The sequence below is a fragment of the Lentibacillus kimchii genome (assembly GCF_055381965.1).
On record NZ_AP043934.1, the window covers coordinates 199,706 to 219,994 of the forward strand.

The 20,289-nt window shown below is 45.6% G+C and carries 35 protein-coding genes; 33 read left to right on the forward strand and 2 right to left on the reverse strand.

All coding sequences use genetic code 11. The features are described from left to right. Positions 1–12 precede the first annotated feature (12 nt). From rplP to ACZ444_RS01490, 31 genes are all read left to right on the forward strand, one after another. The gene (gene rplP, locus ACZ444_RS01340) at positions 13–447 is read left to right on the forward strand and encodes a 50S ribosomal protein L16 (protein WP_382358169.1); all 435 of its coding nucleotides are present in this window, start codon (positions 13–15) and stop codon (positions 445–447) included. Further along, positions 437–634, forward strand: a complete 198-nt coding sequence (gene rpmC, locus ACZ444_RS01345; RefSeq protein ID WP_382358170.1) for a 50S ribosomal protein L29 — start codon at positions 437–439, stop codon at positions 632–634. Before rplP ends, rpmC begins: the two co-directional genes overlap by 11 nt. Positions 635–658: 24 nt before the next feature. Continuing rightward, positions 659–922, forward strand: coding sequence for a 30S ribosomal protein S17 (gene rpsQ / locus ACZ444_RS01350; protein ID WP_382358171.1), 264 nt, complete (start codon positions 659–661; stop codon positions 920–922). A 42-nt stretch (positions 923–964) separates the two neighbouring features. Continuing rightward, positions 965–1,333: a 50S ribosomal protein L14 gene (rplN, locus tag ACZ444_RS01355; RefSeq protein ID WP_382358172.1), complete on the forward strand. Its 369-nt coding sequence runs from the start codon at positions 965–967 to the stop codon at positions 1,331–1,333. A gap of 39 nt (positions 1,334–1,372) precedes the next feature. Further along, a complete protein-coding gene (gene rplX / locus ACZ444_RS01360; protein ID WP_382358173.1) occupies positions 1,373–1,684 on the forward strand; it encodes a 50S ribosomal protein L24 in 312 nt (103 codons plus the stop codon). A gap of 26 nt (positions 1,685–1,710) precedes the next feature. Beyond that, positions 1,711–2,250, forward strand: a complete 540-nt coding sequence (gene rplE, locus ACZ444_RS01365; RefSeq protein ID WP_382358174.1) for a 50S ribosomal protein L5 — start codon at positions 1,711–1,713, stop codon at positions 2,248–2,250. Between the two features lie 16 nt (positions 2,251–2,266). After that, positions 2,267–2,452 (forward strand): type Z 30S ribosomal protein S14, encoded by a 186-nt coding sequence (locus ACZ444_RS01370; RefSeq protein WP_382358175.1) that lies wholly within the window; start codon positions 2,267–2,269, stop codon positions 2,450–2,452. A gap of 30 nt (positions 2,453–2,482) precedes the next feature. After that, a complete protein-coding gene (gene rpsH, locus ACZ444_RS01375) occupies positions 2,483–2,881 on the forward strand; it encodes a 30S ribosomal protein S8 (RefSeq protein WP_382358176.1) in 399 nt (132 codons plus the stop codon). A gap of 29 nt (positions 2,882–2,910) precedes the next feature. Next, positions 2,911–3,447 carry a 50S ribosomal protein L6 gene (gene rplF / locus ACZ444_RS01380; RefSeq protein ID WP_382358177.1) on the forward strand — a complete coding sequence of 179 codons (537 nt, stop codon included), beginning with the start codon at positions 2,911–2,913 and terminating at the stop codon, positions 3,445–3,447. A 32-nt stretch (positions 3,448–3,479) separates the two neighbouring features. Next, the gene (gene rplR / locus ACZ444_RS01385) at positions 3,480–3,842 is read left to right on the forward strand and encodes a 50S ribosomal protein L18 (RefSeq protein ID WP_382358178.1); all 363 of its coding nucleotides are present in this window, start codon (positions 3,480–3,482) and stop codon (positions 3,840–3,842) included. A 23-nt stretch (positions 3,843–3,865) separates the two neighbouring features. Next, positions 3,866–4,372: a 30S ribosomal protein S5 gene (gene rpsE / locus ACZ444_RS01390; RefSeq protein WP_382358179.1), complete on the forward strand. Its 507-nt coding sequence runs from the start codon at positions 3,866–3,868 to the stop codon at positions 4,370–4,372. A gap of 12 nt (positions 4,373–4,384) precedes the next feature. Next, complete coding sequence (rpmD, locus tag ACZ444_RS01395) at positions 4,385–4,570, forward strand: 50S ribosomal protein L30 (protein ID WP_382358180.1); 186 nt, start codon at positions 4,385–4,387, stop codon at positions 4,568–4,570. Positions 4,571–4,598: 28 nt separating this feature from the next. Beyond that, on the forward strand, positions 4,599–5,039 hold the full coding sequence (rplO, locus tag ACZ444_RS01400) for a 50S ribosomal protein L15 (RefSeq protein WP_382358181.1): 441 nt from the start codon (positions 4,599–4,601) through the stop codon (positions 5,037–5,039). After that, a complete protein-coding gene (gene secY / locus ACZ444_RS01405) occupies positions 5,039–6,331 on the forward strand; it encodes a preprotein translocase subunit SecY (RefSeq protein ID WP_382358182.1) in 1,293 nt (430 codons plus the stop codon). Before rplO ends, secY begins: the two co-directional genes overlap by 1 nt. A 32-nt stretch (positions 6,332–6,363) precedes the next feature. After that, positions 6,364–7,008: an adenylate kinase gene (locus tag ACZ444_RS01410; RefSeq protein WP_382358183.1), complete on the forward strand. Its 645-nt coding sequence runs from the start codon at positions 6,364–6,366 to the stop codon at positions 7,006–7,008. A 185-nt stretch (positions 7,009–7,193) separates the two neighbouring features. Beyond that, positions 7,194–7,514 carry a KOW motif-containing protein gene (locus ACZ444_RS01415; RefSeq protein WP_382358184.1) on the forward strand — a complete coding sequence of 107 codons (321 nt, stop codon included), beginning with the start codon at positions 7,194–7,196 and terminating at the stop codon, positions 7,512–7,514. Further along, on the forward strand, positions 7,507–7,725 hold the full coding sequence (gene infA, locus ACZ444_RS01420) for a translation initiation factor IF-1 (RefSeq protein WP_382358185.1): 219 nt from the start codon (positions 7,507–7,509) through the stop codon (positions 7,723–7,725). The genes ACZ444_RS01415 and infA overlap by 8 nt, the downstream gene beginning before the upstream one ends. Before the next feature lie 36 nt (positions 7,726–7,761). Then, positions 7,762–7,875 carry a 50S ribosomal protein L36 gene (rpmJ, locus tag ACZ444_RS01425; RefSeq protein WP_382358186.1) on the forward strand — a complete coding sequence of 38 codons (114 nt, stop codon included), beginning with the start codon at positions 7,762–7,764 and terminating at the stop codon, positions 7,873–7,875. 24 nt (positions 7,876–7,899) lie between these two features. After that, complete coding sequence (gene rpsM, locus ACZ444_RS01430) at positions 7,900–8,253, forward strand: 30S ribosomal protein S13 (RefSeq protein WP_382358187.1); 354 nt, start codon at positions 7,900–7,902, stop codon at positions 8,251–8,253. A gap of 18 nt (positions 8,254–8,271) precedes the next feature. After that, a complete protein-coding gene (gene rpsK, locus ACZ444_RS01435) occupies positions 8,272–8,664 on the forward strand; it encodes a 30S ribosomal protein S11 (RefSeq protein WP_382358188.1) in 393 nt (130 codons plus the stop codon). A 268-nt stretch (positions 8,665–8,932) separates the two neighbouring features. Then, on the forward strand, positions 8,933–9,877 hold the full coding sequence (locus tag ACZ444_RS01440; RefSeq protein ID WP_382358189.1) for a DNA-directed RNA polymerase subunit alpha: 945 nt from the start codon (positions 8,933–8,935) through the stop codon (positions 9,875–9,877). A gap of 55 nt (positions 9,878–9,932) precedes the next feature. After that, positions 9,933–10,286 carry a 50S ribosomal protein L17 gene (rplQ, locus tag ACZ444_RS01445; protein ID WP_382358190.1) on the forward strand — a complete coding sequence of 118 codons (354 nt, stop codon included), beginning with the start codon at positions 9,933–9,935 and terminating at the stop codon, positions 10,284–10,286. A gap of 191 nt (positions 10,287–10,477) precedes the next feature. Further along, positions 10,478–11,317 carry an energy-coupling factor ABC transporter ATP-binding protein gene (locus ACZ444_RS01450; RefSeq protein WP_382358191.1) on the forward strand — a complete coding sequence of 280 codons (840 nt, stop codon included), beginning with the start codon at positions 10,478–10,480 and terminating at the stop codon, positions 11,315–11,317. After that, positions 11,293–12,165 (forward strand): energy-coupling factor transporter ATPase, encoded by an 873-nt coding sequence (locus ACZ444_RS01455; protein ID WP_382358192.1) that lies wholly within the window; start codon positions 11,293–11,295, stop codon positions 12,163–12,165. Before ACZ444_RS01450 ends, ACZ444_RS01455 begins: the two co-directional genes overlap by 25 nt. Beyond that, a complete protein-coding gene (locus ACZ444_RS01460) occupies positions 12,158–12,958 on the forward strand; it encodes an energy-coupling factor transporter transmembrane component T family protein (RefSeq protein WP_382358193.1) in 801 nt (266 codons plus the stop codon). Before ACZ444_RS01455 ends, ACZ444_RS01460 begins: the two co-directional genes overlap by 8 nt. An 18-nt stretch (positions 12,959–12,976) precedes the next feature. Then, positions 12,977–13,729 (forward strand): tRNA pseudouridine(38-40) synthase TruA, encoded by a 753-nt coding sequence (gene truA, locus ACZ444_RS01465; RefSeq protein WP_382358194.1) that lies wholly within the window; start codon positions 12,977–12,979, stop codon positions 13,727–13,729. Between the two features lie 229 nt (positions 13,730–13,958). Continuing rightward, positions 13,959–14,396 carry a 50S ribosomal protein L13 gene (gene rplM / locus ACZ444_RS01470; RefSeq protein ID WP_382358195.1) on the forward strand — a complete coding sequence of 146 codons (438 nt, stop codon included), beginning with the start codon at positions 13,959–13,961 and terminating at the stop codon, positions 14,394–14,396. 19 nt (positions 14,397–14,415) lie between these two features. Continuing rightward, complete coding sequence (gene rpsI, locus ACZ444_RS01475) at positions 14,416–14,808, forward strand: 30S ribosomal protein S9 (protein WP_382358196.1); 393 nt, start codon at positions 14,416–14,418, stop codon at positions 14,806–14,808. Positions 14,809–14,896: 88 nt separating this feature from the next. Next, positions 14,897–16,072, forward strand: coding sequence for a GNAT family N-acetyltransferase (locus ACZ444_RS01480; RefSeq protein WP_382358197.1), 1,176 nt, complete (start codon positions 14,897–14,899; stop codon positions 16,070–16,072). Between the two features lie 219 nt (positions 16,073–16,291). Further along, positions 16,292–16,696 (forward strand): DUF948 domain-containing protein, encoded by a 405-nt coding sequence (locus ACZ444_RS01485; protein WP_382358198.1) that lies wholly within the window; start codon positions 16,292–16,294, stop codon positions 16,694–16,696. A gap of 37 nt (positions 16,697–16,733) precedes the next feature. Continuing rightward, positions 16,734–17,090: a DUF948 domain-containing protein gene (locus ACZ444_RS01490; protein WP_382358199.1), complete on the forward strand. Its 357-nt coding sequence runs from the start codon at positions 16,734–16,736 to the stop codon at positions 17,088–17,090. Positions 17,091–17,117: 27 nt separating this feature from the next. Here the strand turns inward: ACZ444_RS01490 and ACZ444_RS01495 are convergent, their stop codons facing one another. Further along, positions 17,118–17,522: a DUF948 domain-containing protein gene (locus tag ACZ444_RS01495; RefSeq protein WP_382358200.1), complete on the reverse strand. Its 405-nt coding sequence runs from the start codon at positions 17,520–17,522 to the stop codon at positions 17,118–17,120. A gap of 112 nt (positions 17,523–17,634) precedes the next feature. Between ACZ444_RS01495 and cwlD the strand changes: the two genes are divergently transcribed. Together cwlD and ACZ444_RS01505 are read left to right on the forward strand one after the other, a co-directional pair. Beyond that, positions 17,635–18,351, forward strand: a complete 717-nt coding sequence (gene cwlD, locus ACZ444_RS01500; RefSeq protein ID WP_382358201.1) for an N-acetylmuramoyl-L-alanine amidase CwlD — start codon at positions 17,635–17,637, stop codon at positions 18,349–18,351. Between the two features lie 132 nt (positions 18,352–18,483). Further along, entirely contained in the window at positions 18,484–19,551 is a 1,068-nt protein-coding gene (locus tag ACZ444_RS01505) for an Mrp/NBP35 family ATP-binding protein (protein ID WP_382358202.1), read from the forward strand. 132 nt (positions 19,552–19,683) lie between these two features. On the opposite strand, the gene gerD is transcribed toward ACZ444_RS01505, so the two are convergent. Next, positions 19,684–20,277: a spore germination lipoprotein GerD gene (gene gerD, locus ACZ444_RS01510; protein WP_382358203.1), complete on the reverse strand. Its 594-nt coding sequence runs from the start codon at positions 20,275–20,277 to the stop codon at positions 19,684–19,686. Positions 20,278–20,289 lie beyond the last annotated feature (12 nt).

Genomic DNA, 20,289 nt, shown 5'->3' on the forward strand with positions numbered 1-20,289 from the left:
GGGACATGCATTATGTTAATGCCTAAACGTGTTAAGTATCGTAAAGAGCATCGCGGCCGCATGAAAGGCCGAGCAAAAGGTGGAACTAGCGTCGCATTTGGTGAATACGGCCTGCAGGCTACTGAGGCAGCATGGATTTCCAGCCGCCAAATTGAGGCAGCTCGTATTGCCATGACACGCTATATGAAACGTGGCGGTAAAGTCTGGATTAAAATCTTTCCTGATAAGCCATATACGTCGAAGCCTCTTGAAGTACGCATGGGCTCCGGTAAAGGTGCTCCCGAAGGCTGGGTAGCAGTCGTTAAACCAGGAAAAATCTTGTTTGAAATAGCAGGTGTGGATGAAGAAGTAGCACGCGAAGCGTTACGGCTTGCATCTCATAAGCTGCCAATCCAAACCAAGTTTGTAAAACGCGAGGAAATTGGTGGTGAATCAAATGAAAGCTAATGAAATTCGCGAATTAACCACTGCCGAGATTGAACAAAAAGTCAGATCGTTTAAAGAAGAATTGTTTAATTTACGCTTTCAGCTGGCAACTGGCCAATTAGAGAACACAGCACGAATCCGAGAGGTCAAAAAGTCAATCGCCCGTATGAAAACGGTCGTGCGTGAACGGGAACTAAGCCTTAATTAATAACCTGAGAGGAGGTTATCCAATATGACTGAGAGAAATAATCGTAAAGCCTATACAGGTCGTGTCGTATCGGATAAAGCTGATAAAACCATTACAGTTTTAGTTGAAACGTATGAATTTCATAAGTTGTATGGCAAACGTGTCAGATATTCCAAGAAATTCAAGACACATGATGAAAATAACCAGGCTAAACAAGGGGACGTCGTCAAGATTATGGAAACCCGTCCACTTTCGGCAACGAAACACTTTCGCTTAGTGAGCATCGTTGAAGAGTCGGTTATTATTTAAGTTAAAGTCATTCGGAAGTTATCTGAAGGGAGGTCACACCTTATGATCCAACAGGAAACGAGTTTAAAGATTGCTGATAATTCTGGTGCGCGTGAAGTTAAAACGATTAAAGTTTTGGGCGGATCAGGACGTAAAACTGCCAACATTGGTGATGTCGTAGTCTGCACGGTGAAAAATGCAACACCAGGCGGGGTTGTCAAAAAAAGCGAGATTATAAAGGCTGTTATTGTTCGTACACAGTCCGGTATACGTCGTAAAGACGGATCTTATATTCGCTTTGGTGAGAATGCGGCCGTTGTTGTCCGTGATGATAAAGGTCCAGTAGGTACACGTATTTTCGGACCAGTTGCACGTGAACTGCGTGACAACAAGTTCATGAAAATTGTATCCCTGGCTCCAGAAGTATTGTAACTGAACAATAAAAAAGCCTTGTAGGGAGGTGCGACAGGCATGCATGTAAAAAAAGGCGATAAAGTGAAAGTAATGTCCGGTAAAGACCGTGGCAAAGAGGGTACGATTCTCGAAGCGTTTCCGAAAAGTGAACGTGTTTTAGTCGAAGGCATCAATATGATTAAAAAACATGCCCAACCTTCACAGGATAATCCACAGGGCGGCATTCTTAACCAGGAAGCATCTGTACATGTTTCCAATGTTATGCTGATCGACCCGAAATCCGGTGAACCAACTCGTATTGGAAACGAAATTCGCGACGGAAAGAAAATCCGTATTGCTAAAAAATCCGGAGAAGCAATTGATAAATAACTGCTGTCGAAAGGAGGGCGCTCGTGATGAATGAAATGAAGCAAACCTATCAGGATGACATTCTGCCATCTTTGATGAATAAATTTAATTATGATTCTGTCATGCAGGCACCAAGCATCGAGAAAATCGTTATTAACATGGGTGTCGGTGACGCTGTGCAAAATTCCAAAGCATTGGACAATGCTGTCGAAGAACTTGCACTTATTTCTGGACAGAAACCGGTCGTAACAAAAGCCAGAAGGTCAATTGCCGGATTTCGTCTGCGTAAGGGAATGCCGATCGGGACGAAAGTGACATTGAGAGGTGAGCGGATGTATGATTTTCTGCAAAAACTGATTGGTGTATCACTCCCGCGCGTTCGTGACTTCCGCGGTGTTTCCAAAAAAGGATTCGATGGCCGCGGCAATTACACACTAGGTGTTAAAGAGCAGCTGATTTTCCCAGAAATTAATTACGATAAAATAAGCAAAGTGCGTGGCATGGATATCGTGGTCGTGACTTCAGCAGATACCGATGAAGAAGCGCATGAACTGCTGACACAACTGGGTATGCCTTTCCAGCAATAAACGAGGAGGGAAGAGAATGGCTAGAAAAGCCCTGATCGAGAAACAAAAGAAACCGCAAAAGTTTAAAGTGCAGGAATACAGCCGTTGTAAACGCTGTGGCCGTCCGCATAGTGTTTTGCGTAAATTTAAGTTATGCCGTATTTGTTTCCGTGAACTCGCTCACGAAGGTCAAATTCCTGGTGTCAAAAAAGCAAGCTGGTAAACCCCTATTTGGGAAGGAGGTAATGTAGTAATGGTTATGACAGATCCAATTGCAGATATGCTGACGCGCATTCGTAATGCCAACATGGTATGGCATGAAAAGCTAGAGCTTCCAGCCTCTAAATTGAAGACTGAAATTGCGGCTATCCTGAAACGTGAAGGATTTGTGCGTGATTATGAATTTATTGAAGACAACAAGCAGGGTATTCTGCGGATATTCTTAAAATACAGTAACAATAATGAACGGGTCATCACCGGTATTAAACGCATCAGCAAGCCAGGCTTGCGCGTCTATGCTAAAGCTGATGAAGTACCCCGTGTTCTGAACGGCTTGGGTATTGCTATTGTATCAACATCACATGGTGTTCTTTCTGATAAAGAAGCACGTACACAAGCTGTTGGCGGCGAAGTACTGGCTTATGCCTGGTAATATAATCTGTTAGACTGGAGGTGTATGACATGTCCCGTATCGGTCTGAAACCCTTGGAGATACCCGAGGGTGTTGACGTGAAATTAGATGGAAAGACTGTGACTGTATCAGGTCCGAAAGGCGAATTGACTCGTACTGTTCATCCTGATATGACAGTCACTATGAATGACAATGTTCTAACGGTCCAGCGCCCGGATGACAGTAAGGAACATCGCTCACTGCACGGTTCAACCCGCAGCATGATTGCCAATATGGTAGAGGGCGTCAATAAAGGTTTTGAAAAAGCATTGGAGATTAATGGTGTCGGCTATCGTGCACAAATGCAAGGTGATAAACTGATTGTAACAGCCGGCTATTCACATCCGATTGAAGTGGAGCCAACTGAAGGCATTGATATTGAGGTTCCACAAAATACGCGAATTGTAATCAAAGGCATTGACAAGGAACTGGTTGGAGCTGTCGCTGCCAACATCCGCGCGGTCAGACCACCGGAGCCTTATAAAGGGAAAGGCCTTCGTTATGAAGGTGAGCTAGTAACCCTTAAAGAGGGTAAATCGGCTAAGTAAGGTGAGCTAGGAAGCAGAAAGGAGTGAACCGGATGATCACGAAAGCTGACAGAAATAAAGCACGCCAAAAACGGCATGCTCGTGTTCGCAAGAATGTTTTCGGAACTGAAGAACGGCCGCGTCTGAACGTGTACCGTTCAAATAAACACATTTATGCACAAATCATTAATGATTTTACTGGTCATACAGTAGCAAGTGCTTCTACCGTAGATAATGGATTAAGTCTTGAATCAACAGGTAATGTTGAAGCAGCTAAACAAGTCGGTGAATTGGTTGCAAAACGTGCCCAGGATAAAGGGTATCAAGCGGTTGTATTTGACCGTGGCGGTTACCTCTATCATGGCCGCGTTGAAGCATTGGCCAATGCTGCTCGTGAAGCTGGTCTGGCATTTTAATTGAAGTAAAAGGAGGGACATAGATGAATAATACGAGTATTGATCCAAACAAATTAGATCTTGAAGAACGTGTTGTCGCAATCAACCGTGTTGCGAAGGTTGTTAAAGGCGGACGGAATTTCCGTTTTGCTGCACTGGTTGTGGTTGGTGATAAAGATGGACACGTAGGTTTTGGAACCGGCAAAGCAAAAGAAGTACCGGAATCCATCAATAAAGCAGTTGACGATGCTAAGAAAAATCTGATTGAAGTACCAATCGTTGGAACAACTATTCCACATCAGATCAATGGTCGATATGGCGGCGGCAATGTGTTGATGAAACCTGCTTCAGAAGGTACCGGTGTTATCTCCGGCGGTCCTGTTCGTCCTATCCTGGAACTTGCAGGTGTTCATGATATCCTGACAAAATCACTCGGATCCAATACACCGATTAATATGATCAGGGCTGCTCTAAACGGCCTATCTCATCTGCAAACAGCCGAAGACGTAGCTCGGCTACGCGGCAAATCTGTCGAAGAACTGTTAAGATAGGAGGGAATAATTATGTCTAAACAATTAGAGATCACCCTCACGCGCAGTGTTATTGGTCAAACTGATAAACAGCGGGAAACCGTTCAATCGCTGGGTCTGAAAAAAATTCGTCAATCAATTGTACGTGACGATACGCCAGCTGTACGTGGTATGATTGATAAAGTAGATCATCTCGTCACGGTTAAAGAAATGGCCTAACTATATAGTTGAGGAGGAGGTGCACACAATGAAGCTTCATGAACTGAAAGCAGCAGAAGGAAGCCGCAATAAACGACAGCGTGTTGGTCGGGGCGTTGGTTCCGGAACCGGAAAAACGTCCGGCAAAGGCCATAAAGGGCAAAAAGCACGTTCAGGCGGTAACAACCGTCCAGGTTTTGAAGGTGGACAGTTGCCATTGTTTCAGCGTCTCCCGAAACGCGGATTCACAAATGTTAACCGCAAGGAATTTGCGATTGTCAATTTGGGGACTCTGAATCGTTTTGAAGAAGGAACGGAAATTACTCCTGAGCTGTTACTAGAAGAAGGTGTCATCAATAAGCCGAAGTCCGGTGTTAAAGTCCTTGGGAATGGGCATGTTGACAAAAAACTTGTTGTTAAAGCTCATAAATTCTCAGCTTCAGCGAAAGAAACCATCGAAGCAGCGGGCGGTCAAACAGAGGTGGTTTAATGTTCCGTACAATCTCCAATTTTATGCGAGTACGTGATATCAGACAGAAAATCTTATTTACATTGGCAATGTTAATTGTTTTTCGTCTTGGTACGTTCATTCCGGTTCCTTATACGAATAAAGAAGCAATCGACTTTATGAACCAGCAGAATGTTTTCGGATTTCTAAACACGTTTGGCGGCGGGGCACTTAAAAACTTCTCTATCTTTGCTATGGGGATCATGCCCTATATTACCGCATCGATCATTATGCAGTTATTACAGATGGATGTTGTTCCTAAGTTCACTGAGTGGAAAAAGCAAGGTGAAATGGGCCGCAAAAAGATTGCCCAGGTAACCCGGTATGGCACGATTGCACTGGCATTTGTGCAGGCAATTGCCATGTCAATCGGGTTTAATGCCATGGCTGGCGGTAAACTGATAAGTGATCCAAGTGTATGGAAATTTCTGCTGATTGCTATTGTATTGACAAGTGGAACATCATTTTTAATGTGGCTCGGCGAACAGATAACAGCAAATGGTGTCGGAAATGGTATATCCATTATCATCTTCTCTGGTATTGTTGCAGCCATTCCAAATGGTGTTAACCAGTTATATGCCCAATACTTTGTTGATGCCGGTGATGAATTATTCATTAACATTATCATTGTGGCTTTAATCGCTTTGGTTATTGTTGCTGTCACAGTAGGCGTCATCTTTATCCAGCAGGCGTTGCGCAAGATCCCTATTCAGTATGCCAAAAAGCTGGTCAATCGCTCACCTGTGGGTGGTCATTCCACGCATTTGCCAATAAAAGTGAATGCTGCTGGGGTTATTCCAGTGATTTTTTCGATTGCATTTATTATTGCGCCACGAACGATTGCCGGACTTTTTGAAGGGAATGAATTTGCAGCAACAATTGAAAACATCTTTGATTATACCCAGCCAATTGGGATGGTCATTTATGTTGCATTGATTATTGCATTTACGTATTTCTATACGTTTGTCCAGGTTAACCCTGAACAAATGGCCGAAAACCTGCAAAAACAAGGCGGCTATATTCCGGGCATCAGACCCGGTCAAAACACGGAGACTTATTTGACACGTGTGATGTATCGCTTAACCTTTGTGGGATCGCTTTTCCTCGCAGCAGTTGCTGTTCTGCCTATCCTTTTAGGCAGTATTGGAGGTGTGCCCCAATCGGTACAAATCGGCGGCACGAGTCTGCTGATCGTTGTAGGTGTAGCGCTGCAGACCATGAAACAACTGGAAAGCCAGCTGGTTAAGCGACACTATAAAGGCTTTATTAAATAAAGCGTGCTGCCAATGAGAGCGAGGGGAAATGATTGAATTTAATCTTGATGGGACTGCCGGGTGCCGGTAAAGGAACACAAGCAGAGAAAATTAATGAAGCGTATCACATCCCTCATATTTCAACAGGCGATATGCTCCGTTCCGCGATCAAGGACGATACGGAGCTCGGCAGGAAGGCTAAAACCTATATGGATGAGGGTGCACTTGTTCCGGATGATGTGACGATTGGCATCGTCGACGAAAGGCTGAAGAAAGATGACTGCCGGGAAGGCTTTTTGCTGGACGGATTTCCAAGAACCATTGCCCAGGCTGAGGCTCTGGAGTCGATTCTGAAAAATATGGGCCGGACGCTTGATAAAGTGCTGCATGTCAATGTGGCTGAAGATCAGCTGATCGAGCGTCTGACAGGCCGCAGAATTTGTCCAGTATGCGGAGCGACGTATCATGTCATTTATAATCCGCCTGAACAGGCAGGTTTATGTGACCTTGACGGCTCCGAGCTAATTCAGCGTGAAGATGATCAAGCTGACACAGTCAAAAACCGTATTGATGTCAATATGAAAGAAACAAAGCCTTTACTTGATTTTTATAATGATAAAGGTTATCTTGTTACAGTTGACGGTGATCAGATGATTGATCACGTATTTCAGGATATTCAATCAGCGATTAAACAATAAAGGATCCCGGTTGCATATCGATTGGATGCACTCTGGACCAGTTCACGGTATAATGGGTTCAGAAGGTGTTCATAACGATCCTGAACGCTTCGGTCATCAAGCGGCGCCCGCAGGTCAGGATCTGCCGCCTATTAACGAATAACGCTTTGTTAAGTAATTAATAGCTTAAGTGAAGGTGATCGTTGTTGGATGAAGCTGATTCAATTCCGCGAATAGGCCAAGTTGTTCGTATTTTGCAAGGACGTGAAGCAGGTCAGTACGCGGTTGTGTTAAAAATAATTGACGACCGGTATGTCTTGCTGGCAGATGGGGAAAAACGTAAATATGATCAGCCGAAAAGGAAAAACCTGAACCATGTTGAAGTAATGGATTTTGTTTCCCCGGAAGTCCAAAACAGCCTTCTGGAAACTGGTCGTGTCACAAATGGCAAATTGCGGTTTGCTTTAACTAAGTTTAGGAGTGAAATTGTGACTGATTTGAAGAAGGGAGATCAACACGATGGCTAAAGACGATGTTATTGAAGTGGAAGGTACTGTGACCGAGACCCTGCCGAATGCCATGTTTAATGTGGAGCTGGAAAATGACCATAAGATATTGGCCCATGTTTCCGGCAAAATCCGCATGCATTACATCCGCATTCTGCCTGGTGATAAAGTAACGGTTGAGCTTTCGCCGTATGATTTAACAAAAGGGCGAATTACGTACCGGTATAAATAGACTCTTGTGAGCTCCGATGTAAAAGGAGGTAAGATGATGAAAGTCAGAGCATCTGTAAAACCAATCTGTGAAAAGTGCAAGATTATTAAACGAAAAGGCCAGGTTATGGTCATTTGTGATAATCCGAAACACAAGCAAAGACAAGGCTAATTAATAAGGAGGTGCAAAACACTTATGGCACGTATTGCAGGTATCGATATTCCGCGTGATAAACGCGCAGTTATTTCTTTGACGTATATTTATGGTGTCGGCGATAGCACTGCCCGGGATATTCTCGAAGATGCAGGCGTCTCTGTTGATACGCGTGTGCGTGATTTGACTGAAGACGAGCTGAGCAGCATTCGTAAATCCATTGGGAATTATAACGTCGAAGGTGATCTGCGCCGTGACCAATCACTTAACATCAAGCGTCTGATTGAAATCGGATCGTACAGAGGTATCAGACGCCGCCGCAGTTTGCCAGTGCGAGGTCAAAAGACAAAGAATAACTCACGCACCGTTAAAGGGCCGCGTCGTGTAAAAAACTAATAAAGGAGGGAAATTTATATGGCACGTAAACAAAACACAACACGTAAACGCCGTGCGAAAAAGAATGTGAGTACGGGTATTGCGCATATCCGTTCCACATTTAACAACACAATCGTTACGATTACAGATGTGCAGGGAAATTCGATCGGATGGAGTTCTTCCGGCGCTCTTGGCTTTAAAGGGTCCCGTAAATCAACACCATTTGCTGCACAGACAGCTGCTGAAACGGCTGCTAAAAATGCCGTTGAAAATGGTATGAAGTCTCTTGAAGTGACTGTAAAAGGCCCTGGCGCTGGACGTGAAGCAGCTATTCGTTCACTGCAGGCAGCTGGATTGGAAGTTACCGCTATTCGTGACGTAACGCCAGTTCCACATAATGGCTGCCGCCCGCCTAAACGTCGTCGTGTATAAGGTGTCGTTGTTTAAAATTTGTCACTATGTCTATAATGGGTTATGATGGTTGAAATTGTATCCTTAATAGGATAATGACGTGTGCTTTTTAAGCCATGGTCAATGATCGTAAAGAACCTGTATCACCCAATGGATGAATCTGAAAACCAGTTTCAGCCCAGAGGTGGTAGTGACTGCAAAATACCAACTGCCTGTTTGGGGAATTTCGGTTAGACACTGATTGCAGTCTAACCGGGATTTCGACGTTTTAAAGGAGGGTTTTGGCAGAATGATCGAAATTGAAAAGCCGGGTATAGAAACGATAGAGACCACTGATGATGCGACATTCGGAAAATTCGTTGTCGAGCCGCTTGAACGTGGATATGGTACTACACTGGGAAACTCCTTGCGTCGTATCCTGTTATCTTCACTTCCGGGCTCTGCTGTTACATCCGTTCAAATTGATGGTGTTCAGCATGAGTTTTCAACAATCGAAGGGGTTGTTGAAGATGTAACCTCGATTATTCTGAACTTGAAAAAGCTTGCACTGAAAATTTACTCCGATGATGTGAAAACACTGGAGATTGATGTGCAGGGTGAAGGCCAAGTGACGGCTGCAGATCTGACTTTTGACAGTGATGTTGAAGTCTTGAATCCGGAACTTGTTATTGCAACCATTAATGGCAATGCAAGTCTTCATATGATGCTGACCGCAGAGCATGGGCGCGGCTATCGTACGGCTGAGGCTAACAAGTATGATGAACAGCCGATCGGTGTTATCCCAATTGACTCGATTTTCACCCCCGTTTCACGTGTCAGCTATCAAGTGGAAAATACGCGTGTCGGCCAGGTCAGCAACTATGATAAACTGACAATGGACGTAACCACAGATGGCAGCATTCGTCCCGAGGAAGCCGTTTCTTTAGGTGCTAAAGTGTTTAATGAGCATCTGAATATCTTTATCAGCCTGACGGATGAAGCACAGAAAACGGAAATTATGGTTGAAAAAGAAGAAGATCAAAAAGAAAAAGTTATGGAAATGACAATTGAAGAACTTGATTTGTCTGTCAGGTCCTATAACTGCTTGAAACGTGCCGGCATTAATACGGTACAGGAGCTTTCTAATAAATCTGAAGAAGATATGATGAAAGTGCGTAACCTTGGCCGCAAGTCACTGGAAGAAGTCAAGGAGAAAATGGCAGACTTAGGTTTGGGTTTGCGTGACGACGACTGATCGTCAATAACGCTATAATAGCCGATAGACTTTCAATAAAGGGAGGGAATAGTCCATGGCCAGAAAATTTGGGCGTGCAACCGATAAGCGTATGGCAATGCTTCGCAATCTGACATCGGATTTAATTATTCATGAACGAATTCAAACAACAGAAGCAAAAGCCAAAGATTTGAAATCGACAGCAGATAAAATGATCACACTCGGTAAACGCGGTGATCTTCATGCGCGTCGCCAGGCAGCTTCTTTCCTGTATGATCAGCAGGCAGATGAGGATAAAAAGGTTATCCAAAAATTGTTTGATGACGTCGCCGGCCGCTATGATGAGAGACAAGGCGGCTATACACGCGTTCTTAAACTGGGACCGCGTAAAGGCGATGGCGCAAACATGGCAATCATTGAACTGGTTTAATACAGGCGAATGGATAAGGGCAGGAGACAATCTCTTTTATGAGGTGAATCCAGGCCCTTTTTTTGCATAAAAGAACCGCCGCACTGTGCTGTCTTAACGCGATACAACAGTCTGGCTTATGACGTGTCTGGCGTATGAGAATAGAGCTGCAGAGCTATGGAGCTGAGATGAGAAAAGAAGGGGGAGCTGAGATGCGTGATAAACTGGTTGAATTTCGGAATGTATCATTCAGGTATTCGGAAGGGCAGCCCTGGGTATTAAATAATTGCTCATTTGAGATTTATGAAAATGAGGCCATGGCATTCATTGGCCATAATGGTTCAGGTAAATCCACGATTGCCAAGCTGATGAATGGTTTGCTGTTTCCGCAGGAAGGACAGATCATGATAAATGGCCGCCAGGTTACGCCGGAATCAATCTGGGATATCCGCCGGGATGTCGGCATGGTGTTTCAAAATCCGGATAATCAATTTGTCGGTACAACGGTGCAGGATGATGTCGCCTTTGGGATGGAGAATCGAGGCCTTCCAAGGCAGGAAATGGTCAAGCGGATTGACGAGGTTTTAACAGCTGTGGACATGAAAGACTACTTGCTGACAGAGCCGGATAAGCTTTCTGGCGGTCAAAAACAGCGTGTGGCGATCGCTGGTGTCCTGGCTATTTTTCCGCAAGTGCTTATTTTAGATGAGGCAACGGCGATGCTCGATCCGAAAGGCCGGACAGAAATTATGCAAACGGTGGCGGAGATTCAGAAACAGCGCCATTTATCTTTGATCACCATAACACATGATCTTCGTGAAGTTGTGCAGGCAGAACGTGTCATTGTCATGAATGAGGGCAGGATTTGGGCTGAAGCAGCGCCCCGTGACATTTTCGCCCGGAGAGCGGAACTGCGCGACATTGGTCTGGATGTTCCTTTTGTTGCAGCGCTGTCCGATAATCTTAAACAGGCAGGCGTGCCCATTACCCATGAGGCCTTAAACCACGAAGAGCTGCTGGAGGAATTATGGATATCACGTTCAAAGATGTAAGCTATATTTATCAGGACAAGTCGCCTTTCGCGCATAAGGCTCTCGCTGATTTCTCCTGCGCTATTCCATCCGGCTCCTTCACCGCCATTATTGGTCATACGGGATCGGGAAAATCAACATTGATTCAGCATTTAAATGGGCTGGTCCGTCCAACCAAAGGCGAAGTTGTCATGGGGGATTACCATCTGACGCCTCATGGCAAGCCGGGGGATATGAAAACGCTGCGCAGCCATGTTGGTGTTGTTTTTCAATATCCGGAGCACCAGTTGTTTGAAGAAACGGTCCGAAAAGATATTGCGTTTGGGCCGAAGAATTTTGGCGTCGCACCGGATGTGATCGATAAACGCATTGATGAGGTGGTGGCGGAGACAGGTCTGTCGCATGAGCTGCTGGAACGTTCACCGTTTGATTTGAGCGGTGGGCAAATGCGTCGCGCGGCAATTGCTGGTGTTCTGGCCACGAAACCGGATGTGCTTGTTCTGGATGAACCGACAGCAGGTCTGGATCCGCGCGGGCAGCGTGACATGATGGCCATGTTTTATGATCTGCATCAGGAGGAGAACCTGACGACCATTTTAGTGACACACAGCATGGAAGATGCCGTTAAATATGCCGATAATGTCATCATTTTAAATAACGGCGGCAAGTATATGGAAGGCAAACCGGAAGACGTGCTGACCCAGAAAGAGGCTCTGCATGACGTTCAGCTCGATGTGCCGGAAATAGTGCAATTCATTAATGCATTTAATGATAGGTTTAATCAGAATATCACTTTCCGGAGGCAATCAGCAGCCGAACTCGCAGAAGAGATGCGCGGGGTCCTGAAGGGGGACAGCCCCGATGAATAATGTTTTAATTATTGGCCAGTATGTGCCGGGTCAATCACTTGTCCATCGACTGGATCCCCGGACGAAAATAACGGTTATATTTTTCTTTGTTTTCATTGTATTTTTAGCTAATTCCGTTTCAAGTTACAGTGTGCTGATTGCCTTTGCGCTGGCAAGTATGCTGACGACCAGGATTCCCCTTCGCTTTATTTTAAAGGGACTGCTGCCTGTCTGGTTTTTGATCGTTTTTACGTTTATACTGCATCTGATTGTAACGAATGAAGGGACTGTTTTGGTCGATCTGCTGGGGTTTAAGATTTACTCAGGTGGGGTCATGCAGGGTTTTGCCATATCGATTCGGTTTTTCCTGCTTATCCTTGTCACATCGTTATTAACGCTGACAACGACTCCGATTGAAATCACCGATGCGATTGAGGCCATGCTTAATCCGCTGAAAAAGGTCCGGTTTCCCGTTCATGAGCTGGCGCTGATGATGTCGATTTCTTTAAGATTTATTCCGACACTTCTGCAGGAAACGGACAAAATCTCAAAGGCCCAGGCGTCAAGAGGCGTTGATTTTCGCACAGGGCCTGTTAAAGAGCGTATCAAAGCTGTTGTACCGCTGCTTGTGCCTTTATTTGTCAGTGCATTTAAACGAGCTGAGGAACTGGCAATGGCTATGGAGGCCCGCGGCTATCAGGGTGGTGAAGGACGGACGAAATTGCGTGAGCTGAAGCTGGCCAAGCGTGACTTTCTGATCTTTATGCTGTTTATTCTGGTGATTGCTGCCCTTTTGATGACGCGATATTATTAGGAAAGAGCTGAGGAACGTATGGCAAAAATTAAATGTGTGTTCAGCTATGATGGGACTCACTTTTCCGGCTTGCAGACCCAGCCGCACGTTCGCACAGTGCAGGGTGAACTGGAAAAGGCGCTCACAAAAATTCACAAGGGGACTCATATCCCTGTCTATCCATCGGGCAGGACGGACAGAGGTGTTCACGCAAAAGCACAGACGGCCCATTTTGAACCAGTGTTTCAGCTGTCGCCGATTGAGTGGAAGCGGGCTCTGAATTCAATGCTGCCAGCGGATATTTTTGTCGCTGAAACAGCCGAGGTGCCAGCATCGTTTCATGCCCGGTTCGATGTTGTGGAAAAAGAGTACCGCTATTATATTCTTAATGAAACCGAACCAGATGTGTTCAGACGAAACTATTTATTCCATTTTCCCCATCAGCTGGATGTCACCAGAATGCAGGAGGCAGGACATTACCTGGAAGGGACCCATGATTTCACGACGTTTGCTTCAGCTAAGGCAGATATCAAGGGTGGACGGGTCCGGACATTATATGACGTTTCCTGTCAGCAGGACGGCGGCGAAATCGTCATTATTGTAAGAGGTGACGGTTTTTTATACAACATGGTCCGGATTATTGCCGGCACATTACTTGATAGTGGCCGAGGGAGGCTGGAACCGTCTTCGATTGCTGACATGCTGGCACAAAAAGACCGCCGCTTCGGGGGCGATACGCTGCCGCCGCAAGGGCTCTATTTATGGCAAGTAACGTATGACGACACATTCTAGTGTTTATTCAGCATTTCCTGGGAAATAATCGACAAATGGCTATGAGTACGAGCTATTTAGCCGGCTCAAACCCAGCTTTAATGCTTGACATTCGAGTGGTTCTGGTATAATATGATGTGTGGTAAATTTATTTGAACCACGATTAGCCCCGGAAACTAATTGTGCTGAAATATTAAAACGTTAAACATTAATCGTAACAATGACTAAACGGTAAACGGAGGGAAAGATTATGCGCACAACGTTCATGGCAAATGAAAATAATATTGAACGCAAGTGGCTGGTTGTGGACGCTGAAGGCAAACGTCTTGGCCGGTTGTCCAGCGAAATTGCTTCAATCTTGCGCGGCAAACATAAACCAACGTATACACCACATGTTGATGGTGGTGATAATGTAATCATTATCAATGCTAGCAAAGTCGAACTGACTGGCAAGAAACTGACGGATAAAATCTACTATCGTCATTCCGGCCGGCCAGGCGGTCTTAAGGAACGTTCTGCTAACGAGATGCGTAAGAACCATCCAGTCAAACTGATTGAGACATCAGTTAAAGGTATGCTTCCTAAAGGCCCTCTTGGGCGCAAAATGGGCAAAAAGCTGCATGTCTACAGCGGCGCTGAACATCAGCATCAAGCACAAAAACCGGAAGTTTACGAGCTTCGCGGCTAATTAAAAGGAGGTAAATAACTTGGCACAAGTACAATATTACGGCACCGGACGCCGTAAAACGTCAACTGCACGTGTCCGTCTCGTTCCAGGTACAGGCCGTGTTGTTATTAACAAACGCAATGCAGAAGACTATTTCCCATATCAAACACAGCAAATTATTCTGAATCAGCCTCTTCAAGCGACGGAGACAGAGGGCACGTATGATGTGCTGGTTAACGTCGACGGCGGCGGCTTCACGGGTCAAGCAGGTGCGATCCGCCATGGTGTTGCCCGTGCACTGCTGAAAGCTGATCCGGATTTTAAAGATATCCTTAAGCGTGAAGGTTATCTGACACGTGATTCACGCATGACTGAACGTAAAAAGTACGGACTCAAAAGTGCCCGTCGTTCACCACAATTCTCGAAACGTTAATACACGCAAAACAGAAGCTCTCAATCAGGATTGGTTGAGAGCTCTTTTTAATAGGAAAAAGGCTTTAATGCTCATGGGAGGGATGATGATGACAACGATTAAACGTCTGGATCCAGAAGACGATGCTCATGCTATTTTTGCGCTGTCGCAGTTTGCGTTTCAATATGAGCTGTCAGAACAAGAGTTCAATGAACGAAAAGCTGATGCATCGCGGCATATTATTTGGGGAATGATGGATCATGATCAGATTGCCGCCAAAGTGCATCTGGTTCCGCTGTCCTGCTATATTAACGGCAAATCTTTTGAAATGGGCGGTGTCAGTTCCGTGGCAACTTGGCCTGAGTATCGCCGTCAGGGAGCGGTTAAGCAATTATTGCAGACCGCGTTGCAATATATGCGCGCCAATGGCCAGACCCTTTCCTTGCTGCATCCATTTTCCTTCGGTTTTTACCGGAAGTATGGCTGGGAATATGCGTTTTCGCAAAAGACGTATCGTATTTCGATTGCGCGTCTAAAACAGTCCTGGGATGTCGATGGTTATGTTCGCCGTCTGCATAATGACATTCCGGTCTTGGATCAGATTTACACAACGTATGCGCAGCACTACAACGGCATGCTTGTCCGTGATAACAAGTGGTGGAAGGAACGTGTCTTAAAAAATAATCAGCAGCAGGCGGCAGCCTATGATGCTCATGGACAGCCGCAGGGCTATATTCTGTACAGCGTGAAAGAGGGTCAGCTGATGGTGCACGAATTGATTGCTGAAACAGTTGATGCGTATAAGCAGCTCCTGAGATTTATCGCTAATCATGACTCCATGGCCGAAACAGTCACGATGACGGTGCCGGAGAATGATCCTTTGCCGCTGCTTGTTGATGAGCCGCGTTTTGAGCAGACGATCAATCCCTATTTTATGGCGCGGATCGTTGATGTTCATGCATTTCTGAAACAGTATCCATTTCTTAATGAGGGAGCTGAATCGGTGGCACTGCATGTGACAGATGCCTTCCTGCCGGAGAATAATGGGACGTATCAGCTGTCACAAACTGGTTCTGGACCTAATGTGACACACCTGCGGACTGAGAGCAGTCGTGAGGCAAGCGGTGTTCATTGTAATGTGCAGCAGCTGACTGTTATGCTGATGAGTTTTAAGCGCCCGCTTGAATTGTACCGGGCTGGACTGATTGCTGGTGACAGACGGGCTGTTGAATGTCTGGAAAGCATGATTCCGGACCAGCAGACTTATTTGCCTGATTTCTTTTAGCCTGAGGAGCATCTTACGTATCATTTTTCAGCGTCCTGCGTTAGAATAGTCATGGTTATTTCATAGCCTTGGTGTGACAGAATGGAAACATTTCGGTGAATATGATAAAGTGGTAATCGGGAAAGATGATCTGCGAGAACTCAGGCAGGACTCTGGCTGACAGGAACAGGCCATCTCATATGCCTGATCCGATAAGTGCAAAAAGGAGGGTGATATTCCATGGATTTCGTCTATATAGGTGTTTTTATATGCGCGCTGGCATTTGCACTTGTTGTTATTTATGCGTCACTCGTTTTAAAGCGTGCAGCCAACACCATGGAAAGCATCAGTCATACATTAAATGAAGTTGAGCAAAAAATGCACTATATCACACCTGAATTACAGAAGACGTTAGAAGAAACCGGGCAAACAGTTGATGATTTGAATGAGAAGCTGGCTGCCACCGACAGTCTGTTTACGGCTCTGGATGATGCAGGCGTGTCGGTTTATGAAGGAGACCGGTTTGTCCAGCGGCAGACAGACAAAACCGCCTCATGGGCGTCACCCAAAAACCGGAATCGGCTGACTAAAACAATTAAATGGGCTGATGTTATGTACAAGCTTTATAAACGAACGCGATCATAACAGCGTCTTAAACAATATCAGGAAATGAGGGTTCGATATGACTTTAACCGGAATCGGCGTCATACTGATCGGCGTCGCGTTTCTCGTCCTTGCTGTTTACTTGGCTTGGACTCTGAATAACCTGGCTCATGTGCTTCGCGGAATTGAGAAGACCGTCGAGCAGATGCCGAACCAATTAGATGACATTTTCCGGGAAACCGGACAGGTGCTTAATCAGACAAATGTGACGATATCACAAGTGAATGAGCAGCTGCGCACATTAAGCCCGCTGTTTTATATGGTGCAGGACGTCGGTGAAATGTCGCGGAAAGTAACGTCACCATTAGCGCGCTTCAGCAGCAAATTAAACAAAAACGCACCGGAAAATGAACAGCAGCATGAACAGGATAATTAAATCCCCTGACGTCAGGGGATTTAATTATTATTTCCGGCGCTGTAATACCGCATAGCCCAGCGCTAATGCGCCGTACAGGTCTTCCAGGTGATAGCGGCTCATCAGCGGATTATCTGTTTTGGCCTTCATCTCGTTATTAATAGCTGTACTCTCCGCTAACAGACTTTCGAGTGATGACACAATCCGATTGATAAACTGAAAAACGTGACCCAGTTTACTCAGTTGTTCATTCAGCTCGCTGATAGCACCGTTCGCTGAATGGATGGTGCCTTTTGTCCCTTCAATGACATCCCCGACCTGGCCTGGAAGCTCTTCTGTTGTCTTTTCCAGATTGCTGAGCACGTGCGTTAATGACTGGAGCGGTTTAATCAGCAAGGCTACAAGCCCAAGCAGAACCACGCCAATGATGATGACACCAATGCCTACCCACATGGCCTATCCTTCCTTTCCTAGTTAAAATACTGCGCTTCCTTTAACTATCATAAACCACATACTCGTCCCATACAATACAATAGGCACAACCACTAGGTAAGGGGCGAGCAATATGAAACGGTACAGCAAACGACTGATGTGGGGGCTCGGTTTTGTCCTTTTAGCATTTCTGATTCAATATCCGATTCAGCAAGCGGAATCAACCTGGGAAACGTGGTCCCTTCCGCTGTCCGGCCAGACGATTGTCATTGACCCGGGTCATGGCGGGCCGGATGGCGGATCGGTTGGTGGTGATGATGACGCGCTGGAAAAAGATATTGCGCTGGATGTTGCGAAAAAAACACGGGATTTTCTGCAGCAGTCAGGGGCGCTTGTCTATTTGACGCGGGAAGAGGATACAGATCTTGCTGCTGAGGATACCAAAGGTCTGTCACGGCGGAAGGCAGAGGATATACGCAAGCGGATGACGTTTATTAATGATCAAGACGCAGATCTTTTTATCACACTTCATCTGAATGCTCTGTCATCGGAAAAGTGGCATGGTGCCCAGACGTTTTATCATCCGGATAAAGAAGCCAACAAGCATTTGGCTGAGAGCATCCAGGCTGAAATCAAGCGCAATCTGGAAAACACATCACGGCAAACACTTCCTTTAAATAATATTTACTTACTGAAACATGCTAATGTACCGGGAGCACTTGTGGAAATAGGGTTTTTATCCAATGATAAAGAGCGGGAGCGGCTAAAAAACGAGACTTACCAGGAGCAAATGAGTGCAAGCATTTATGAAGGGATCCTGACATATACGACGGAGGACCCGGGCGACTGATTGTTAAGCCACCATCTCTGCTGCGGCCCGATTCGTATCACTTAGAATTTGGACAAACTGTGTTATAATCGGGGTGTAATCAAAAAAGTGACTGTGATTTATATAGATGGCAGAAAGGGATGGTGACAGATCATGTTATCAGAAGAAGAGATACAGAACCTGCTTAATCCTGTCCAGGACCCGTTTTTACATAGGACGCTTGAGGAAACAGGCGGTGTCCGCAGTATTTCCATAAAGGAAGAGAAAAAGCATGTCAGCGTGAAGGTTGGCATTGGCAAGACGAACACGCCTGAGCAAATGGAATTGCAGCAGGAAATTGTCAGCATTTTAAAGAAAAACGGTGCGGCAACAGTCGGGCTTCGTTTCGAACAATTGCCTGATGACGTCATTGAGAAATATCAGTCCGATGCCGAGGCTGAGGATGAAAAGGACTTGCTTGGTGTGAGCAAGCAGCCGAACTTTATTTCCGTATCCAGCGGTAAAGGCGGCGTCGGCAAATCAACGGTCACGGTTAACCTGGCGATGTCGCTCACGCGGCTCGGGCAGAAAGTCGGCATTATCGATGCGGATATCTACGGATTCAGTATTCCGGACATGATGGGCATTGAAAACAGACCGCAAGTACGCGGTGAAACGATCATACCGGTTGAGCGGTACGGGGTCAAAGTCATGTCTATGGGCTTTTTTGTTGAGGATAACTCCCCGGTTATCTGGCGTGGCCCAATGCTTGGCAAAATGCTGAATAACTTTTTCCAGGAAGTCGAGTGGGGTGACCTGGACTATCTGCTTCTGGATTTACCGCCAGGAACAGGGGATATTGCCATGGATGTTCATGATCTAATTCCATCGGCTAAAGAACTTATCGTGTCCACGCCTCATCCATCGGCGGCCTTCGTGGCAGCGCGAGCCGGGCAGATGGCAATCAAAACGGAGCATGAAATTCTCGGTGTGATTGAAAATATGGCTTACTTTGAAAGCAAGAAGACCGGGGAACGCGAATATGTCTTCGGCAGCGGCGGCGGCAAGAAGCTTGCAGAAGTGCTGCAGACAAAAGTGATTGGTCAGCTGCCGCTGCAGCAGCCATATGAAAATGAGGATGATGAATTTGCGCCTTCAATTTACCAGGAAGATCACCCGCTTGGGAAGGAATATCACAAAATAGCGTCGATGATCATGGCTAAAATGGAGGAAGAAGAATAGAACAGAATCTGTAAACATGAAAAGCACCCCGAAAATGAGATGTTTGCTCTCATTTCGGGGTTCTGGACAGGTGCATGAAGGTGTCACCTCTTTCAAAGGGAGTTCGGCAGGCAGCGTCGTGAATCGTACGCCTTAGCCACTGCCGCTGCCTCCTCCCTTTGATTGTTTTTTCTTCTTGCTGGATTGTTCCTCAGCCGCCTTTAGGATGATTTTGTTCATTTTCTTCTGCAACTTCGGTGTTTCCATAGTGTTGTTGATCGTCTTTTCCAAATGCTTATTAAATTCCTGGCTCTTCAGAACACTGACCATATGACTGGTCATTTGCGGATCCTTCATAACGTCCAGCATCTGCTTCTGAAATTCCGAATCCTTCATCAGATCTTTCATCAATTTTTTGTGTTCCTTTGCCATGGAATTAGCATACGTTTTCACAAAAGCCGGATCTTCGAACAGTTTTTTCCACATATCAGTAGCTTTATCGGAAGACAGTGTTTTTTCGACCGATTTCTTCATCATATCAGAGTCCATTACAAGCTGCTGTTTCATGCTTTCGTCTGACAGCATGTTCTTCAGGGCTTTTTTTCCATCGTCGGTCTGTAGTATATCAACGACCATTTTTTTGGTTTCGTCATAGTTCTTTTCGTTACCGGAAGCACTTTGTCCGCTGCAGCCGGTGATAAAAAAAACGGTCACCAGGATAAGGGACATTAAAGACATCCGAAACATAAGTTCAGAATC

What these genes read in the sequence shown, in the direction of transcription:
- rplF (WP_382358177.1), top strand. Translation starts at nt 2,911, where the DNA reads ATGTCCCGTATCGGTCTGAAACCCTTGGAGATACCCGAGGGTGTTGAC.
- ACZ444_RS01480 (WP_382358197.1), top strand. Translation starts at nt 14,897, where the DNA reads ATGACAACGATTAAACGTCTGGATCCAGAAGACGATGCTCATGCTATT.
- ACZ444_RS01455 (WP_382358192.1), top strand. Translation starts at nt 11,293, where the DNA reads ATGGATATCACGTTCAAAGATGTAAGCTATATTTATCAGGACAAGTCG.
- gerD (WP_382358203.1), bottom strand. Translation starts at nt 20,277, where the DNA reads ATGTTTCGGATGTCTTTAATGTCCCTTATCCTGGTGACCGTTTTTTTT.
- rplN (WP_382358172.1), top strand. Translation starts at nt 965, where the DNA reads ATGATCCAACAGGAAACGAGTTTAAAGATTGCTGATAATTCTGGTGCG.
- rplP (WP_382358169.1), top strand. Translation starts at nt 13, where the DNA reads ATGTTAATGCCTAAACGTGTTAAGTATCGTAAAGAGCATCGCGGCCGC.
- rpsH (WP_382358176.1), top strand. Translation starts at nt 2,483, where the DNA reads ATGGTTATGACAGATCCAATTGCAGATATGCTGACGCGCATTCGTAAT.
- rpmJ (WP_382358186.1), top strand. Translation starts at nt 7,762, where the DNA reads ATGAAAGTCAGAGCATCTGTAAAACCAATCTGTGAAAAGTGCAAGATT.
- rplX (WP_382358173.1), top strand. Translation starts at nt 1,373, where the DNA reads ATGCATGTAAAAAAAGGCGATAAAGTGAAAGTAATGTCCGGTAAAGAC.
- rpsK (WP_382358188.1), top strand. Translation starts at nt 8,272, where the DNA reads ATGGCACGTAAACAAAACACAACACGTAAACGCCGTGCGAAAAAGAAT.
- truA (WP_382358194.1), top strand. Translation starts at nt 12,977, where the DNA reads ATGGCAAAAATTAAATGTGTGTTCAGCTATGATGGGACTCACTTTTCC.
- secY (WP_382358182.1), top strand. Translation starts at nt 5,039, where the DNA reads ATGTTCCGTACAATCTCCAATTTTATGCGAGTACGTGATATCAGACAG.
- ACZ444_RS01370 (WP_382358175.1), top strand. Translation starts at nt 2,267, where the DNA reads ATGGCTAGAAAAGCCCTGATCGAGAAACAAAAGAAACCGCAAAAGTTT.
- rpmD (WP_382358180.1), top strand. Translation starts at nt 4,385, where the DNA reads ATGTCTAAACAATTAGAGATCACCCTCACGCGCAGTGTTATTGGTCAA.
- rplQ (WP_382358190.1), top strand. Translation starts at nt 9,933, where the DNA reads ATGGCCAGAAAATTTGGGCGTGCAACCGATAAGCGTATGGCAATGCTT.
- rpsE (WP_382358179.1), top strand. Translation starts at nt 3,866, where the DNA reads ATGAATAATACGAGTATTGATCCAAACAAATTAGATCTTGAAGAACGT.
- rpmC (WP_382358170.1), top strand. Translation starts at nt 437, where the DNA reads ATGAAAGCTAATGAAATTCGCGAATTAACCACTGCCGAGATTGAACAA.
- rpsQ (WP_382358171.1), top strand. Translation starts at nt 659, where the DNA reads ATGACTGAGAGAAATAATCGTAAAGCCTATACAGGTCGTGTCGTATCG.
- ACZ444_RS01460 (WP_382358193.1), top strand. Translation starts at nt 12,158, where the DNA reads ATGAATAATGTTTTAATTATTGGCCAGTATGTGCCGGGTCAATCACTT.
- infA (WP_382358185.1), top strand. Translation starts at nt 7,507, where the DNA reads ATGGCTAAAGACGATGTTATTGAAGTGGAAGGTACTGTGACCGAGACC.
- rplM (WP_382358195.1), top strand. Translation starts at nt 13,959, where the DNA reads ATGCGCACAACGTTCATGGCAAATGAAAATAATATTGAACGCAAGTGG.
- ACZ444_RS01505 (WP_382358202.1), top strand. Translation starts at nt 18,484, where the DNA reads ATGTTATCAGAAGAAGAGATACAGAACCTGCTTAATCCTGTCCAGGAC.
- rpsM (WP_382358187.1), top strand. Translation starts at nt 7,900, where the DNA reads ATGGCACGTATTGCAGGTATCGATATTCCGCGTGATAAACGCGCAGTT.
- ACZ444_RS01490 (WP_382358199.1), top strand. Translation starts at nt 16,734, where the DNA reads ATGACTTTAACCGGAATCGGCGTCATACTGATCGGCGTCGCGTTTCTC.
- ACZ444_RS01440 (WP_382358189.1), top strand. Translation starts at nt 8,933, where the DNA reads ATGATCGAAATTGAAAAGCCGGGTATAGAAACGATAGAGACCACTGAT.
- rplO (WP_382358181.1), top strand. Translation starts at nt 4,599, where the DNA reads ATGAAGCTTCATGAACTGAAAGCAGCAGAAGGAAGCCGCAATAAACGA.
- ACZ444_RS01495 (WP_382358200.1), bottom strand. Translation starts at nt 17,522, where the DNA reads ATGTGGGTAGGCATTGGTGTCATCATCATTGGCGTGGTTCTGCTTGGG.
- ACZ444_RS01485 (WP_382358198.1), top strand. Translation starts at nt 16,292, where the DNA reads ATGGATTTCGTCTATATAGGTGTTTTTATATGCGCGCTGGCATTTGCA.
- cwlD (WP_382358201.1), top strand. Translation starts at nt 17,635, where the DNA reads ATGAAACGGTACAGCAAACGACTGATGTGGGGGCTCGGTTTTGTCCTT.
- rplE (WP_382358174.1), top strand. Translation starts at nt 1,711, where the DNA reads ATGAATGAAATGAAGCAAACCTATCAGGATGACATTCTGCCATCTTTG.
- ACZ444_RS01450 (WP_382358191.1), top strand. Translation starts at nt 10,478, where the DNA reads ATGCGTGATAAACTGGTTGAATTTCGGAATGTATCATTCAGGTATTCG.
- rplR (WP_382358178.1), top strand. Translation starts at nt 3,480, where the DNA reads ATGATCACGAAAGCTGACAGAAATAAAGCACGCCAAAAACGGCATGCT.